The organism is Streptomyces gobitricini, assembly GCF_039532985.1.
GTDB classification, from domain to species: domain Bacteria; phylum Actinomycetota; class Actinomycetes; order Streptomycetales; family Streptomycetaceae; genus Streptomyces; species Streptomyces gobitricini.
The window spans coordinates 43919-59279 of the sequence record NZ_BAAASR010000029.1 but is presented as its reverse complement, the minus strand read 5'-3'; the positions used below and the strand labels follow the sequence as shown (position 1 = coordinate 59279).

Below are 15361 nucleotides of genomic sequence, written 5' to 3'. Positions count from 1 at the left end.
CGCCCTCCAGCCACCGGCGCCCGCACCCGCCGCTTCCCGGCCGGGCGCGTGGCCCTCCGCCGCCGCGCCCGGGTCGCAGGAGCCGGGCGCCCGGACCGGTGCCTGGCCCTCGCCGTCCGCCCGGCCCGCCGCCCCGGCGCAGCCGGAGCCGTCGGTGCCCGCGCCCGCACCGGCGGCCGCGGCTCCCGCGCCCGCCGCCGGTCCGGGGATGGCGCAGGGTGCCGCCCAGGTGCGGAACATGTGGCCGGACATCCTGGAGGCGGTCAAGAACCGCCGCCGGTTCACCTGGATCCTGCTCAGCCAGAACGCCCAGGTCGCCGGCTTCGACGGCACCACCCTGCAGGTGGGTTTCCTCAACGCCGGCGCCCGGGACAACTTCGCCAGCAGCGGCAGTGAGGACGTCCTGCGGCAGGCGCTCGCCGAACAGTTCAACGTCCAGTGGAAGATCGAGGCGATCGTCGACCCCTCCGGCGGCTCGGCGCCCCCGCCGGCGTCCGGAGGCGGCGGCTACGGCGGTGGCGGTGGCGGCGGCGGCGGTTACGGCGGCGGTGGCGGTGGCTACGGCGGCGGCCAGGGCGGCCGGCCGCCCCAGACGCCCGCGCCCGCGGCGTCGGCCGCCCCCGGAGCCGTCCAGCAGGCATCGCAGGCGCACGCGCCCCAGGTGTCTGCCGTACCCGGCTCCGGCGCACCCGCGCCGGAGCCCCCGCGCGCCCCGGCGGCGCGGCAGCCGGTCAGGCTCGAGGACGACACACCGGAGGACGACGACCCCGACCTCGTCGACTCGGCGCTCTCCGGCCACGAGCTGATCGTGCGCGAACTCGGGGCGACGGTGGTGGAGGAATATACGAACGAGTAGCGGTGGCGTCCTCGGCAGCCCGCACAAAGACCGCCCCGCTCAGCGGGCTACCCTGGCTGGCGTGAAGGTCCTCGTCATCGGCGGCGGCGCCCGCGAACACGCCCTGTGCCGCTCTCTCTCCCTCGATCCCGACGTCACCGCTCTGCACTGCGCGCCCGGCAACGCCGGAATCGCGGAGGTCGCCGAGCTCCACCCGGTCGACGCCCTCGACGGCGCGGCCGTGGCCCGCCTCGCCGCCGGCCTGGAGGCCGACCTGGTCGTCGTCGGCCCGGAGGCACCGCTCGTGGCCGGTGTCGCCGACGCCGTCCGGGCGGTCGGCATCCCCTGCTTCGGCCCCTCCCAGGAGGCCGCCCGGCTGGAGGGTTCCAAGGCGTTCGCCAAGGACGTGATGGCCGCCGCCGGCGTCCCCACGGCCCGCTCGTACGTCTGCACCACCCACGACGAGATCGACGAGGCGCTCGACGCCTTCGGCGCCCCGTACGTCGTCAAGGACGACGGCCTCGCGGCCGGCAAGGGCGTCGTCGTCACCGACGACATCGAGCAGGCCCGCGCCCACGCCCGTTCCTGCGACCGCGTGGTCATCGAGGAGTACCTGGACGGCCCCGAGGTCTCCCTCTTCGCGATCACCGACGGCACGACCGTGCTGCCGCTCACCCCCGCCCAGGACTTCAAGCGCGCCCTCGACGGCGACGAGGGCCCCAACACCGGCGGCATGGGCGCCTACTCGCCGCTGCCCTGGGCCGACCCCAAGCTGGTCGACGAGGTCATGGCGAGCGTCCTCCAGCCCACCGTGGACGAACTGCGCCGCCGCGGCACGCCTTTCCAGGGCTTGCTGTACGCGGGGCTGGCGATCACCTCGCGAGGCGTCCGGGTCATCGAGTTCAACGCCCGCTTCGGCGACCCGGAGACCCAGGTGGTCCTCGCCCGTCTCCGGACCCCGCTCGCCCGCGTACTGCTGCACGCCGCCAAGGGCACCCTCGACAGCGAGCCGCCGCTGACCTGGCGGGACGACGCCGCCGTCACGGTGGTCGTCGCCTCGCACAACTACCCGGGCACGCCGCGTACCGGCGACCCGATCGAGGGTCTGGACGAGGTCTCGGCGCAGGACGCGCCCCACGCGTACGTGCTGCACGCCGGGACCAGGCGGGACGGTGACGCGATCGTGAGCGCGGGCGGCCGCGTCCTGTCCGTCACGGCGACCGGGAAGGACCTCACCGAGGCCCGGGAACGGGCGTACGCGGCGGTCGGACGCATCCGGCTCGACGGCTCGCAGCACCGTACGGACATCGCGCGCAAGGCCGCCGGGGAGTGAACCCGGAAGTGAACCGCGCGGTTCGCTGAACCGTCTGCACCTTTGCCCAAAGCCATTCCATCGAGTGACGGCTGAGCCATCCGGATGACGCCTGCCGGTACCCCAACTAGGGTGCCGCGCAAGCGTTCCGGCACTTGGCCCACCGGCATTGCGATGTCAGTGGCGGGTGCCACAGTGGGGGGATGACCAACACCGCCGCGAGGCAGTCCGCCGCAGGGCAGAAGGGGGTGACGTACGGCCGTGTCCGATTCCGGTACTCGTTTCGGGATGGGTGAGGAGCGGGGTGCGCGGGCCGCGTACGCCCACGCCCTGGCCGTGCTGCGGGTCCGCGGCAGGGCGCTGGCCGTGGCGCTGCTGCCCGCCGCTCTCGCCGTGGTGCTGCTGACCGGGGCTGCCACGGGCCATCTGTCCGGCGCGGGCTGGGACGCCGCGCGCTGGGCGGTCTCCGGGCTCGCGGTGGTGGTGCTGGTGGCCGCGGCGGCGGTCGCGGCCGTGATCGCGCGGGCCAGGCCCGCGCTGACGCCGACGGTGGAGATCCCCGAGGCTTCGGCCCCGGACCTGTACCGGATGGTGCGGGACCTGGCGGGGCGCCTGGACGTGCCGGTGCCGTCGGGCATAGCGCTGACGCCGGACTGCGACAGCTGGCTGGAGGACCGTACGCACCCGGCGCACGGCAGGCCGGCCGTACCGGGCGTGCACCGCTCGGACACCCCGCCCGTCCTGGTCATAGGCTCCCCGTTCCTCTGGTGGATGCGGGTCGCCGAGCTGCGGGCGGTGCTGGCTCCGGTCGTCGCCGGCACCGGGCCGTCCGCCCACCCCGACATAGCGGCTGCCCGCCGTTTCGTCCGGGGCCTGGACGCGGCCGTCGCGGTGGCGGACAGGCCGGGACTCGATCCGGTGCGGCGCCTGGGAGCGCGGCTCGTCGGCGCGGTGGTGCGAGTGCTGCTGCGCGGCTGCCGCCTGCACGCCGCCGAGATGGAGCGGGGCGTGGCGGCGGCCGCGTCGGAGCGTGCACAGGCTGTGGACTACGGCCTGCGGATCGTCGCCCAGGAGCAGGTGGGGCTGGCGTACGCGGGCTGGGACCGGCTGCTGACCCGGGTGGCCCTGCCCGCCTGGCGCATGGGCCGCTGGCCCTCCCGGCTGGACGCGGGCGTCGTCTCGGCGCTGACCGAGCTGTCGCGGCGCGACCGGCTGGCGGAGGGCTTCACCTCGCGGCTGGGCGAGCGCCCGGCGTGCGACCTGCTCGAAGAGCCCGGGCTCGTCGACGAGGCCACCTCTCTGCTCGCCGCCCGTCTCTTCCACGGCGGGCCCGCCGAGGTGGGCCCCGACTGGGCCCCGGTGGACTGGCAGCAGTACCCGGACGAGGTCGTCGACCGCAAGTGGCGTACGGAGGCGGCGCGCCTCCACCGGGTCCTGGACCGTCTCGGGGCCGACCGGGACGCGGAGGCGACCCTGTCCCGCGTGATGGACCACCTGTCCACCACGCGGACCGGCGAGACGCTCGCGGCCGCGATCACGGCCGAAGTGTCCCGTGAGGCCACCACCGGGACCTCGGTGCCCGGTGCGGCGCCCGGGACGGAGGCGACCGCCGGCCCCGCCACCCGGGCCCCGCAGCACGCGCCCTCCCCGCAAGCCGCCCACCCGGCGGAACCGGCCGCCCACCCGGTGGAACCGGCCGCCCACTTGGCGGGACCGGCCGGCCCGCGGGATCCGGACCTGCCCGACCCGGCACCGCCCGCCGTGCCGCCCATATCCGTCCCCGGCGACCTGGGCCATGCCGCGTGGGGCCCCGGTGGCGACGCGCTGCCGCTGTTCCCGCTGCAGCCGCCCCGCAGCGGGCGCGAACTGCTGGCCGACCACGTGACCGCCATGGTGTGCTGCGCCGCCGTCGACACCGCCGGTGCCATGCCGGGGCTGGACTGGCTCGACGGGCCGACCCTCCTCGTGGGCGGCAAGCGCCATCCCGACCTCGCCGGCCGGGTCCTGAGCCTCATAGAGGACGCGGATCCGGAGCCCCTGCGCTCCTGGCTGACGACCGTCGGCGTCCGCCCCGAGAAGCCCGTCCGTCTCGACTGAACGCCGTCCGAACGCCGGACGACCGGCGCACCGGGACCGGAATGCCACGATCCGTTCTCGCCGATTAACGACGAACGGTGACGGAGTGCGTGCGTTATGTGATGTGCTGGAGACCGGCACTGACAGTCGCGGGGGAGTCGAGGGAGGGGCGCACCTATGGGGGCGGAGCAGATTCGGCGCTGGGAATCGGGAGCCCTCGCCCATGCCGTCACGGACCCGTTCGGGCAGGGGCCGCTGCCCTGGCTCCGCGGCAGCGAGCAGTACATCGGCGACACCGGCCAGGTCGTGGCCTGGTACGCGGACCCCGCCCTCGCGCGCGGCGGCCACGGCGGCCCACGATCGGCCGACGACGTACGCCGCCAGATCAAGGGCTTCGCCTCCGCCGGCGCGGTGGCGCCCGGCGAGGCGATCGACTTCCACATCACCGTGGACCCGCCCCAGCAGTTCTCGGTCGACATCTATCGCATCGGGCACTACGCGGGGGACGGCGCCGCCAAGATCACCACGAGTCCCCGTCTCTCCGGCATCGTCCAGCCGCCCCCGCTCACCGCGGACCGGACCGTCTCCTGCCACCACTGGTGGCTGTCCTGGCGCCTCCAGGTCCCCTCGTACTGGTCGATCGGCGCGTACGTGGCCGTCCTCACCACCGTGGACGGCTACCGCTCCCACATCCCGTTCACCGTCCGGGACAGCCACCCCGCCGACCTGCTCCTGCTCCTGCCGGACATCACATGGCAGGCCTACAACCTGTATCCGGAGGACGGCCGCACCGGCGCCAGCCTCTACCACGCCTGGGACGAGGACGGCCGTCTGCTCGGCGAGGAGGACGCCGCCACCACCGTCTCCTTCGACCGCCCCTACGCCGGCGCGGGCCTGCCCCTGCACGTCGGCCACGCCTACGACTTCATCCGCTGGGCCGAGCGGTACGGCTACGACCTCGCCTACGCCGACGCCCGCGACCTGCACGCGGGCCGCGTCGACCCGACCCAGTACCGGGGCCTGGTCTTCCCCGGCCACGACGAGTACTGGTCGGTGCCCATGAGGCGCACCGTGGAACAGGCCAGGGACCAGGGCACCTCGCTGGTGTTCCTCTCCGCCAACACCATGTACTGGCAGGTCGAGCTGGCCCCGTCGGCCTCCGGCGTCCCCGACCGCCTCCTGACCTGCCGCAAGCGCCGCGGCCCAGGCAAGCCCGCCCTGTGGCGCGAGGTCGACCGCCCCGAGCAGCAACTGCTCGGCATCCAGTACGCGGGCCGGGTCCCCGAACCGCACCCGATGGTCGTCCGCAACGCCCAGCACTGGCTCTGGGACGCCACCGGCGCCGGCGAGGGTGACGAACTGCCCGGCCTGGTCGCCGGCGAGGCCGACCGGTACTTCCCGCGCACCGCCCTCCCCGAGCACCAGCGGCGCATCCTCCTCGCCCACTCCCCCTACCGCGACGGCGAGAACCACGTGCGCCACCAGGAGACCTCCCTCTACCGAGCCCCCTCCGGCGCCCTCGTCTTCGCCTCGGGCACCTTCGCCTGGTCCCCCGCCCTGGACCGGCCGGGTCATGTCGACCTCCGTATCCAGCGCGCCACGGCCAACCTCCTGGACCGCATCTGCAAACGGGACTAGAACGCACCCAGGAGTTCCGTTCCCGGCACCCGCCGGCACCCGCCGGCACCCGCCGGCACCCGCCGGCACCCGTCGGCACCCGCCGGCACCCGCCGGCAGCCTCCGGCACCCGTCGGGAGCGCGGACCACGAACCCGCCGGGAAAGGATCCGGGCCCACGCTCGGGACCCCTCCAGCCCATCCTTCGAAGATCCTTCCCGACCATCCCGTGCGGTCCGCGAGACCCCTGGCCAAAGCCCGGCCCCGCATGCGGGAGAATCGGAGCCGATTGGACAGAACCACGGGGAGGAACCGTGTCCGGATTCGTCGAAAAGCCCGAGCCCGTCGAGGTCCCGGGTCTGGTGCATCTGCACACCGGCAAGGTGCGCGACCTGTACCGGAACGAGGCGGGCGACCTCGTCATGGTCGCCAGTGACCGCATCTCCGCCTACGACTGGGTGCTGCCCACCGAGATCCCGGACAAGGGCCGCGTCCTGACGCAGCTCTCGCTCTGGTGGTTCGACCGGCTCGCCGACCTCATCCCCAACCACGTCATCTCCACCGAGCTGCCCGCCGGCGCCCCCGCCGACTGGGCGGGCCGCACCCTGATCTGCCGGTCGCTGCGCATGGTCCCGGTCGAGTGCGTGGCCCGGGGCTACCTCGCCGGCTCCGGCCTGATCGAGTACGACGAGTCCCGTACGGTCTGCGGCCTCGCCCTCCCCGAAGGCCTCGCCGACGGCTCGGAGCTCCCCGCGCCGATCTTCACCCCGGCCACCAAGGCGGCCGTCGGCGACCACGACGAGAACGTGTCGTACGAGGAGGTCGCCCGCCAGGTCGGCGCGGAGACCGCCGCCCAGCTGCGGCAGTCGACCCTCGCGATCTACTCCCGTGCCCGCGACATCGCCCGGGACCGGGGGATCATCCTCGCGGACACCAAGTTCGAGTTCGGCCTCGACGACAGCGGCCTGGTCCTCGCCGACGAGGTGCTGACCCCGGACTCCTCCCGCTTCTGGCCGGCCGGCTCGTGGGAGCCGGGCCGCGCGCAGCCGTCGTACGACAAGCAGTACGTACGCGACTGGCTGACCTCGCCGGCCTCCGGCTGGGACCGGAAGAGCGAGCAGCCGCCCCCGCCGCTGCCGCAGCAGGTCGTGGAGGCGACCCGGGCGAAGTACCTGGAGGCGTACGAGCTGCTGACGGGAAACACTTGGCAGTAGACGCACGGAGAAGCCCCCCGGCCGACTGGCCGGGGGGCTTCTGTCTGAGCGGACGACGAGGCTCGAACTCGCGACCTCAACCTTGGCAAGGTTGCGCTCTACCAACTGAGCTACGTCCGCATGCGCCGTGGCGCGAGACCACTATACCCAACCCCGCTCCCGGGCGAGACGCGCCGCCGTGTGACGGTTCTCGGCACCGAGTTTCGACGCGGCCGAGGACAGGTAGTTCCGTACGGTCCCGGGGGACAGGGAGGCCCGCTCCGCGATCTCCGCTATCGGCGCCCCGTCCACCGCCAGCTCCAGCACCTCCGCCTCGCGGGCGGTCAGCGGCGAGTCGCCGGCGGAGATCGCGTCGGCGGCCAACTCCGGGTCGACGTAACGGTTCCCGGCGTGCACCGTGCGGATGATCTCGGCGAGCCGCTGGGCGCTGACCGTCTTGGGCACGAAGCCCCGGACGCCCGCCGCGAGGGCCCGCTTCAGGTGCCCGGGACGCCCATGACCAGTCACGATCATGGTCCGGCAGGCAGGCAGCTCGGTCCGCAGCGATGTGGCGACCTTCACACCGTCGGCGCCGGGCATCTGCAGGTCCAGCACCGCCACGTCCGGCCGGTGCGCCCGCGCCATGGCGAGCGCCTCGGGCCCGGACGCCGCCTCGGCGACGACCACGAGATCGTCCTCCAGCCCCAGGAGGGCGGCCAGCGCGCCGCGTATCAGGTGCTCGTCATCGGCGAGCAGTACGCGCACGGGGGCGGTCACCGCGCGGCTCCCGTCACGGGCGCCCCGACCGGCACCCGGGCCGTCACCCGGAACCGCCCGCCGCTCACCGGCCCCGCCTCCAGCGTCCCGTCCAGCGCCGCGAGCCGTTCCCGCAGCCCGGCCAGGCCCGTCCCCGACCCCACTGCGGAGCCGTAACCGAAACCGGAACCCGAGCCGGCACCAACACCCGAGCCCGCACCGGCACCGGCCACCAACCCCGAGCCCGAACCCGCACCGGCCACCAACCGCGAACCGGCACCGGCCCCCGAGCCCAAGCCCGCACCCGCACCCGAACCCGAGCCGCCGTCCGCACCGTCGTTCTCCACCACCAGCACCGCGCACCCCTCCTCCGCGCCCACCGACACGGACACCGACACCGAGCACCGCCGCGCGTCCCCGTGCCGCAGCACGTTCGTGGTGCCCTCCCGCACCACCCAGGCGAGCGCCGACTGGACCGGCGCCGGGAGCTCCGCCTCCGCGGCCACCACCGTGCAGGTGATCCCGGCCGCCGCCAACACGCTCCGCGCGCCTTCCAGTTCCGTGTGCAGATCGGCCTCCCGGTAGCCCCGCACCACGTCCCGGACCTCCCGCTGGGACTCCCGCGCGATCCGCTGGACCTCGGTCATCTGGTCCACCGCCGCCTCCGCCCCGCCTCGCCGGGCCAGCTGCACCGCCAGCTCGCTCTTGAGCGCGATCACCGACAGGTTGCGGCCCATCACGTCGTGCAGGTCGCGCCCGAACCGCAGCCGTTCCTCCGCGACCGCGAGCCGCGCCTGCAGTTCACGCGCCGCGTCCAGCTCCCACACCGCCCGCAGCAGCCAGCCCGAGAACCCGCTGGTCGCGGCGAGGAACACACCCCCGAGCAGGACACCGACCGCGAGGCCGACGGTCTCCTCCGGCCGCAGTCCGAGCCCGAGGCACGCCGTGGCGGTGCCGGCCGCCGCGGCCAGCACCAGACCGAGCATGTGCCGGGTCCTGGCCAGGCCCAGCACCACTCCGCCGACGCCGAAGGCCATCATCCCCACCACCAGGGTGGCGACGGTCTCCACGTCCCTCGGCCCGCCGAACCGGTACAGCGCCAGCGCCGCCGCGGCGAGCGCGCAGGAGACCACCCCGTGCGCCACCATGAGCCGCCGCGGACGGGCCCGCCGCCCCACGGTCCAGTCCAGCGCCCGGGACGCCAGCACCCCGCCCAGCACCGAGTGCGCGGCCACCAGCAGGAACAGCCACCCGCCCAGCGGCAGGGGAATCCGGCCCAGCACGCCCAGGCCGATGGAGGTCACTTCGATCAGGATGAACAGGTGGTACGACCAGCGGGTGTAGAGCTCCACCTTCTCCGGGTTGCTCCGCCGGCTCCACCACCCGGTCAGCTTCATGCCCGTCCCCCCGTCCCCGGTTCAGCGCCGCGGCTCCCAGCGGAACCACCGCTGCACAGCAAACACCGAGATCACCGTCCAGGCCAGCGCCGTCAGCGCCGCGCCCGCCAGCTCCCCAGCGCCGCCCCCGCCACCCAGCCAGCCGGCCCGTACGAGCGTCATCACGCCCGTCAGGGGCAGCAGTTCGCAGACCGACGCGACCTTCTCCGGAAGTATCTCCAGGGGGACGAACAGCCCGGAGCCCATGGCCGAGACCAGGAACAGCGGCATGGTGGTGATCTGCGCGCTCTCCACGGTGCGCGTGACCGCCGCCGTCGCCCCGGCGAGAGCGACCAGCATCACGACCCCCGACAGCACGCCCCCCAACAGGAGGTCCGCCCGCTGCGGCGCACGCACGTCGAGGAGGACCACTCCGGCCCCCACGATCAGCACGCTCTGCGCCACCGCGAGCACGACCGCCGGCAGCGCGGTGCCGACGAGGATCTCCCGGTCGGAGGCCTCGCCCGTCCGCAGCCGCTTCAGCACCAGCTCCTCACGCCGGGCCACGTACGCGGAGACGAGGTTGAGGTAGACGACGAGGATCAGCATCATCACCACGCCGCCGCTGAGCGCCGCCTCCAGGGCGCTCATCCCGGCCCGGTCCAGGTCGACCCGGTCGAGGGAGGACCGCAGCACCCCCACCATCAGGACGGGCATGAGCAGCGCCGTGAACAGCGCGTACCTGTTCCGTACGAGGAGCGTCAGCTCGGCCCGCCCCAGCGCGCCCATGCGCGCCGTCATCGTGGTAGCCACGTCACACACCCACCGTTTCGTTCCGTGCGATGTCGAGGAAGGCCTCTTCGAGGGAGGCGGACCGGGCGTCGAGCCCTTCGAGCCGTACGCCCGTCTCACGGGCCCACAGCAGCAGTTCGCCGAGCGAGTCCTGGAGGGCGTGTGTACGGATCTCGACGTGCCGCCCCGTCGCGGCGGCCCGCAGCGACAGCGGCAGCCGTGCGGCCGGAACCGCTTCGGGCAGGACGAAGCGGATGCGCGAGGGGCGCGCGGCCGTCACCTCGGCGGGCGTACCGGCCGTCACGATCCGGCCCCGGTGCATGATCGCCAGCCGGTCGGCGAGCGTCTCGGCCTCCTCCAGGTAATGGGTGGTCAGCAGCACGGTCGTCCCGCCGTCCCGGAGTCGGCGCACCAACTCCCAGGTGTCGCGGCGCCCCTCGGCGTCCAGTCCGGTCGACGGCTCGTCCAGGAACAGCACTTCGGGGTGGCCGAGCAGGGCGAGTGCCAGATCGAGCCGCCGCTTCTCGCCGCCGGACAGCTGCTTGACGCGCACCCCGGCCCGGCCGCCGAGGCCGACCGTCTCCAGTGCCTCCCCTGCCGGCCGGGCACCGGTGGTGCACCCCGCCCACATCCGTACGGTCTCGGCGACCGTGAGGTCGGCGGGGAACCCGCCTTCCTGGAGCATCACACCGATCCGCGGCCGGACGGCGGCGCGTTCGGTGTAGGGGTCGTGGCCGAGGACCCGCACGGTGCCGCCGCTCGGGCGGGCGAGGCCTTCGAGCAGCTCCACGGTGGAGGTCTTCCCGGCGCCGTTGGTGCCGAGCAGGGCGAAGACCTCGCCGCGTGACACGGAGAAGGTGAGCCCGGTCACGGCCTCGAACCCTCCGGAGTAGCTGCGACGGACGTCCTCCGCCTCAATCACTTTGGTCATGTCTCAAGGCTTCCGCCGCCCACCGCGCGCGGGCAGGTCGCGCTGTCACCGGTTGCCGATGACAAATGTCATCGGCCGGCGGGCCGATGACGATGTTGTCCGCCCGCCGCAGGCGCGGACACGACGAAGGCCCCGGTCGTGATGACCGGGGCCTTCGTTCTCTGAGCGGACGACGAGATTCGAACTCGCGACCCTCACCTTGGCAAGGTGATGCTCTACCAACTGAGCCACGTCCGCAGTGCTGCCGCTCGGCTTTCACCGGGCGGTGCCAACACCACTGTACCTGATCCACTCCATCGGAGTGGTCGACAAGTGATGCAGAGCGGGTGACAGGGATCGCACACTGCGCCTTCCCCCTGGAAGGGGGATGTTCTACTACTGAACTACACCCGCACGCTCCGTGAGGTTCGGGCCTTTCGGCCTTGCCCCTCGGCGTGATCCAGACTCTAGCGGATCACCTGGGGTGTCGCGCAACTCGGTGCGGACGGCGCCGTGCCCCGCTCCTGCCGGGACCGGCCGGGCGGCCGCTCAGCTCGCCTCGCGGAAGGCCTCGTAGACCCGCTTCGGGATCCGGCCGCGGGCGGGGACGTCCATCTTGTTGGACTGTGCCCAGGCGCGGACCGCCGCCGGGTCGGGTTCGAGCGAGGTGTGCTTGTACGCGGCGCGGGGGCGGCCGGGGCCGCCTCCGGTACCCGCGCGGGAGGCGGACTGCTTGCGGCCGGCCGCCATGTACGGGGCGAGGGTCTTGCGCAGTTTCTTTGCATTGGCGGGATTGAGGTCGATCTCGTACGTCCTGCCGTCGAGGCCGAAGGTGACCGTTTCCGCCGCTTCCCCTCCGTCGAGGTCGTCGAAGAGTGTGACCACTACGCGCTGCGCCACGGATATCGGTCCTTTCGCGCGGTGTGCCGCCCCGACCCGTCCGGCATGGTTGTTGCCATGTCTGACGTGCGGCGATACCGGATTTGCGGTTGTTGAGGGGCAATGCTGCTTTCCTCTGTATTCCTTTGTACAGCGGAACGCTCGGCATTGTGAAGCCCAGCCAATTGCGTCAGCGTGTCCGGTGGCAATCGGCGGGTGCATTTTTTCGCGGGATTTTTCCTGCGGTTCCGCGGTTGTTCTCGTGGCCATTTGTAGGGACCTCCAGATGTCTACTCGCGTAGATTTTGGAGACAGGTACGCTGAGGGAACCGCCCACGCAACACACCACCGGGAGTGCCAGTGGCACGCGTCGTAGTCGACGTCATGCTCAAGCCGGAGATCCTCGACCCGCAGGGCCAGGCGGTGCAGCGCGCACTGCCCCGCCTCGGTTTCGAGGGGATCGCCGACGTCCGTCAGGGAAAGCGTTTCGAGCTCGATGTGGAGGGGCCGGTCGATGACGCCGCGCTCGCCCGCATCCACGAGATGGCCGAGACGTTCCTCGCCAACACCGTCATCGAGGACTTCGTCGTGAAGGTGGAGTCGTGACCGCTCGCATCGGGGTCGTCACCTTCCCCGGGACCCTCGACGACCGGGACGCGCTCCGCGCGGTCCGGCTCGCGGGCGCGGAGCCGGTTTCCCTCTGGCACCGCGACAAGGACCTCAAGCAGGTCGACGCGGTCGTCCTGCCGGGCGGGTTCTCCTACGGCGACTACCTGCGCGCCGGCGCCATCTCCCGCTTCTCGCCGGTGATGGGGACGGTCATCGAGCAGGCCAGGGCCGGTATGCCGGTACTCGGCATCTGCAACGGCTTCCAGGTGCTGACCGAGTCGCACCTGCTGCCCGGCGCCATGCTGCGCAACAACCACCTGCACTTCATCTGCCGCGACCAGAAGCTGCGGGTGGAGAACGCGGACACCGCCTGGACCCTCGATTACGAGCAGGGCCAGGAGATCCACATCCCGCTCAAGAACATCGACGGGCGGTACGTCGCCGACGAGCGCACGCTCGACGAGCTGGAGGCGGAGGGCCGGGTCGTCTTCCGGTACCGGGACTTCAACCCCAACGGCTCGCTGCGCGACATCGCCGGCATCACCAACGCCGCCGGGAACGTCGTCGGTCTGATGCCGCACCCGGAGCACGCCGTGGAGCCGCTGGTCGGTACGGGCCGTACCGATGGGCTGGGTTTCTTCACCTCGATCCTCAAGAAGCTGGTCAACGCCTGATGACCCTCGATACCGTCAAGCACGCCGCCGAGACCCCCGACGTCGAGCAGCCGTGGGCCGAGCTCGGCCTGAAGAAGGACGAGTACGCGCGCATCCGGGAGATCCTCGGCCGGCGCCCGACCGGTGCCGAGCTGGCCATGTACTCGGTCATGTGGTCGGAGCACTGCTCGTACAAGAGCAGCAAGGTCCATCTGAAGCAGTTCGGCGAGAAGGCCCCCGAGAACGACGCGATGCTCGTCGGCATCGGCGAGAACGCGGGCGTCGTCGACGTCGGCCAGGGGTACGCGGTGACCTTCAAGGTCGAGTCGCACAACCACCCCTCGTACATCGAGCCCTACCAGGGCGCGGCCACCGGTGTCGGCGGCATCGTCCGCGACATCCTCGCCATGGGCGCCCGCCCGGTCGCGGTCGTCGACCCGCTGCGGTTCGGCGCGGCCGACCACCCCGACACCAAGCGCGTCCTGCCGGGCGTCGTCGCGGGCATCGGCGGCTACGGCAACTGCCTGGGGCTGCCGAACATCGGCGGCGAGGTGGTCTTCGACTCCTGCTACCAGGGCAACCCGCTGGTCAACGCCGGCTGCATCGGTGTGATGAAGCACGAGGACATCCACCTCGCCAAGGCGTCCGGCCCGGGCAACAAGGTCATTCTCTACGGCGCCCGCACCGGTGGTGACGGCATCGGCGGCGTCTCGGTCCTCGCGTCGGAGACCTTCGACGACACGAAGCCCACCAAGCGCCCCGCCGTCCAGGTCGGCGACCCGTTCCAGGAGAAGCTGCTGATCGAGTGCACCCTTGAGATCTTCAAGGAGAAGCTCGTCGCGGGTATCCAGGACCTGGGTGGCGCGGGCCTGTCCTGCGCGACCAGCGAGCTCGCCTCCGCCGGTACCGGCGGGATGCGCGTCGAGCTGGACACCGTGCCGCTGCGTGACGCGTCGCTCTCGCCGGAGGAGATCCTCATGAGCGAGTCGCAGGAGCGCATGTGCGCGATCGTCGAGCCGCAGCACGTCGGCCGTTTCATGGAGATCTGCGAGAAGTGGGACGTCATCGCCACCGTCATCGGTGAGGTGACCGACGGCGACCACCTGGAGATCTTCTGGCACGGCGAGCAGATCGTGGACGTGCCCCCGGGCACGGTCGCCCACGAGGGACCGACCTACCACCGCCCCTACGCCCGCCCGGAGTGGCAGGACGCGCTCCAGGCCGACGACGCCAACAAGCTGGCCCGTCCGTCGTCCGGCGCGGAGCTGCGCGAGCAGGTCCTCAAGCTGGTCGCCCACCCCAACCAGGCGTCCAAGGCGTGGATCACCGACCAGTACGACCGTTACGTGCAGGGCAACACCGTCCTCGCCCAGCCCGAGGACTCCGGCATGATCCGGATCGACGAGGAGACCAACCTCGGTGTGGCGATCGCGACGGACGGCAACGGCCGGTACGCGAAGCTCGACCCCTACACGGGCGCGCAGCTCGCGCTCGCGGAGTCGTACCGCAACGTCGCCGCGTCCGGTGCCAGGCCGCTGGCGATCTCGGACTGCCTGAACTTCGGCTCGCCCGAGGACCCGGCGGTCATGTGGCAGTTCGCCGAGGCCACGCGTGGTCTGGCCGACGGGTGCCTGCAGCTGGGTACGCCGGTCACGGGCGGCAACGTGTCGCTGTACAACCAGACCGGTGAGGTGGCGATCCACCCGACGCCCGTCGTCGCCGTGCTCGGTGTGATCGACGACGTCAACCGCCGTACGCCGATCGCCTTCGCGGAAGAGGGCCAGCTGCTGTACCTGCTGGGTGACACGCGTGAGGAGTTCGGCGGCTCGGCCTGGTCCGAGGTCGTGCACGACCACCTCGGTGGCCTGCCGCCCAAGGTGGACCTGGACCGGGAGAAGCTGCTCGGCGAGATCCTGATCGCCGCCTCCCGTGACGGCATGATCGACGCCGCGCACGACCTGTCGGACGGCGGGCTCGTCCAGGCGGTCGTCGAGTCCTGCCTGCGCGGCGGGAAGGGCGCGCGCCTGGTCGTCCCGGACGGCCTGGACGCCTTCACGTTCCTGTTCAGCGAGTCGGCCGGCCGCGCGGTCGTGGCCGTCCCGCGCAGCGAGGAGCTCCGCTTCACCGACATGTGCGGCGCTCGCGGCCTGCCCGCGACGCGCATCGGTGTCGTGGACGGTGACGAGATCGACGTACAGGGCGAGTTCGGCATCGCGCTGAGCGAGCTGCGCGAGGCGTACGAGGCGACCATCCCGGGTCTGCTGGCCTGACCCGCCCGCCCGCCCGGCCGCCCGCCGCTTCCGCCCGACGCGACGGCGCAAGAGCCCCCGCCCGGACCGCGAGGTCCGGGCGGG

General features: G+C 72.6%; 12 protein-coding genes, 3 tRNA genes and 1 pseudogene. 8 read left to right on the top strand and 8 right to left on the bottom strand.

Going from position 1 to position 15361, the window contains the following annotated elements:
• The 5 genes and pseudogenes from ABD347_RS24690 to ABD347_RS24670 form a co-directional block, all read left to right on the top strand.
• A pseudogene (locus ABD347_RS24690) lies at window positions 1–856 on the top strand (DNA polymerase III subunit gamma and tau); the annotation flags it as partial.
• A 61-nt stretch (window positions 857–917) separates the two neighbouring features.
• Window positions 918–2168, top strand: coding sequence for a phosphoribosylamine--glycine ligase (purD, locus tag ABD347_RS24685; RefSeq protein WP_344365147.1), 1251 nt, complete (start codon window positions 918–920; stop codon window positions 2166–2168).
• A gap of 267 nt (window positions 2169–2435) precedes the next feature.
• Complete coding sequence (locus tag ABD347_RS24680; protein ID WP_344365144.1) at window positions 2436–4244, top strand: M48 family metalloprotease; 1809 nt, start codon at window positions 2436–2438, stop codon at window positions 4242–4244.
• Between the two features lie 156 nt (window positions 4245–4400).
• Window positions 4401–5861: a N,N-dimethylformamidase beta subunit family domain-containing protein gene (locus ABD347_RS24675; RefSeq protein ID WP_344365141.1), complete on the top strand. Its 1461-nt coding sequence runs from the start codon at window positions 4401–4403 to the stop codon at window positions 5859–5861.
• Between the two features lie 292 nt (window positions 5862–6153).
• Window positions 6154–7053 carry a phosphoribosylaminoimidazolesuccinocarboxamide synthase gene (locus ABD347_RS24670; protein WP_344365138.1) on the top strand — a complete coding sequence of 300 codons (900 nt, stop codon included), beginning with the start codon at window positions 6154–6156 and terminating at the stop codon, window positions 7051–7053.
• A 47-nt stretch (window positions 7054–7100) separates the two neighbouring features.
• On the opposite strand, the gene ABD347_RS24665 is transcribed toward ABD347_RS24670, so the two are convergent.
• The 8 genes from ABD347_RS24665 to ABD347_RS24630 form a co-directional block, all read right to left on the bottom strand.
• Window positions 7101–7173, bottom strand: a tRNA-Gly gene (locus ABD347_RS24665).
• A 21-nt stretch (window positions 7174–7194) separates the two neighbouring features.
• Window positions 7195–7809, bottom strand: coding sequence for a response regulator (locus ABD347_RS24660; RefSeq protein ID WP_344365136.1), 615 nt, complete (start codon window positions 7807–7809; stop codon window positions 7195–7197).
• Window positions 7806–9185, bottom strand: coding sequence for a sensor histidine kinase (locus ABD347_RS24655; protein ID WP_344365134.1), 1380 nt, complete (start codon window positions 9183–9185; stop codon window positions 7806–7808). Before ABD347_RS24655 ends, ABD347_RS24660 begins: the two co-directional genes overlap by 4 nt.
• Before the next feature lie 21 nt (window positions 9186–9206).
• Window positions 9207–9965 carry an ABC transporter permease gene (locus ABD347_RS24650; protein ID WP_344365155.1) on the bottom strand — a complete coding sequence of 253 codons (759 nt, stop codon included), beginning with the start codon at window positions 9963–9965 and terminating at the stop codon, window positions 9207–9209.
• 13 nt (window positions 9966–9978) lie between these two features.
• Window positions 9979–10887, bottom strand: a complete 909-nt coding sequence (locus ABD347_RS24645) for an ABC transporter ATP-binding protein (RefSeq protein WP_344365131.1) — start codon at window positions 10885–10887, stop codon at window positions 9979–9981.
• 164 nt (window positions 10888–11051) lie between these two features.
• A tRNA-Gly gene (locus ABD347_RS24640) sits at window positions 11052–11124 on the bottom strand.
• A gap of 84 nt (window positions 11125–11208) precedes the next feature.
• Window positions 11209–11280: transfer RNA gene (locus tag ABD347_RS24635), tRNA-Gly, on the bottom strand.
• A 135-nt stretch (window positions 11281–11415) separates the two neighbouring features.
• Window positions 11416–11766 (bottom strand): histone-like nucleoid-structuring protein Lsr2, encoded by a 351-nt coding sequence (locus tag ABD347_RS24630; RefSeq protein ID WP_344365129.1) that lies wholly within the window; start codon window positions 11764–11766, stop codon window positions 11416–11418.
• Between the two features lie 339 nt (window positions 11767–12105).
• Here ABD347_RS24630 and purS point away from each other — a divergent pair, with 339 nt between their 5' ends.
• The 3 genes from purS to purL are packed head-to-tail and all read left to right on the top strand — an operon-like array spanning window position 12106 to window position 15277.
• Entirely contained in the window at window positions 12106–12351 is a 246-nt protein-coding gene (gene purS / locus ABD347_RS24625; protein WP_073756364.1) for a phosphoribosylformylglycinamidine synthase subunit PurS, read from the top strand.
• Entirely contained in the window at window positions 12348–13028 is a 681-nt protein-coding gene (gene purQ / locus ABD347_RS24620) for a phosphoribosylformylglycinamidine synthase subunit PurQ (RefSeq protein ID WP_344365126.1), read from the top strand. Before purS ends, purQ begins: the two co-directional genes overlap by 4 nt.
• Window positions 13028–15277: a phosphoribosylformylglycinamidine synthase subunit PurL gene (purL, locus tag ABD347_RS24615; RefSeq protein ID WP_344365124.1), complete on the top strand. Its 2250-nt coding sequence runs from the start codon at window positions 13028–13030 to the stop codon at window positions 15275–15277. Before purQ ends, purL begins: the two co-directional genes overlap by 1 nt.
• Window positions 15278–15361: the final 84 nt, after the last annotated feature.

What these genes read in the sequence shown, in the direction of transcription:
- ABD347_RS24680 (WP_344365144.1), top strand. Translation starts at nt 2,436, where the DNA reads ATGGGTGAGGAGCGGGGTGCGCGGGCCGCGTACGCCCACGCCCTGGCC.
- ABD347_RS24675 (WP_344365141.1), top strand. Translation starts at nt 4,401, where the DNA reads ATGGGGGCGGAGCAGATTCGGCGCTGGGAATCGGGAGCCCTCGCCCAT.
- ABD347_RS24655 (WP_344365134.1), bottom strand. Translation starts at nt 9,185, where the DNA reads ATGAAGCTGACCGGGTGGTGGAGCCGGCGGAGCAACCCGGAGAAGGTG.
- ABD347_RS24650 (WP_344365155.1), bottom strand. Translation starts at nt 9,965, where the DNA reads ATGACGGCGCGCATGGGCGCGCTGGGGCGGGCCGAGCTGACGCTCCTC.
- ABD347_RS24645 (WP_344365131.1), bottom strand. Translation starts at nt 10,887, where the DNA reads ATGACCAAAGTGATTGAGGCGGAGGACGTCCGTCGCAGCTACTCCGGA.
- purL (WP_344365124.1), top strand. Translation starts at nt 13,028, where the DNA reads ATGACCCTCGATACCGTCAAGCACGCCGCCGAGACCCCCGACGTCGAG.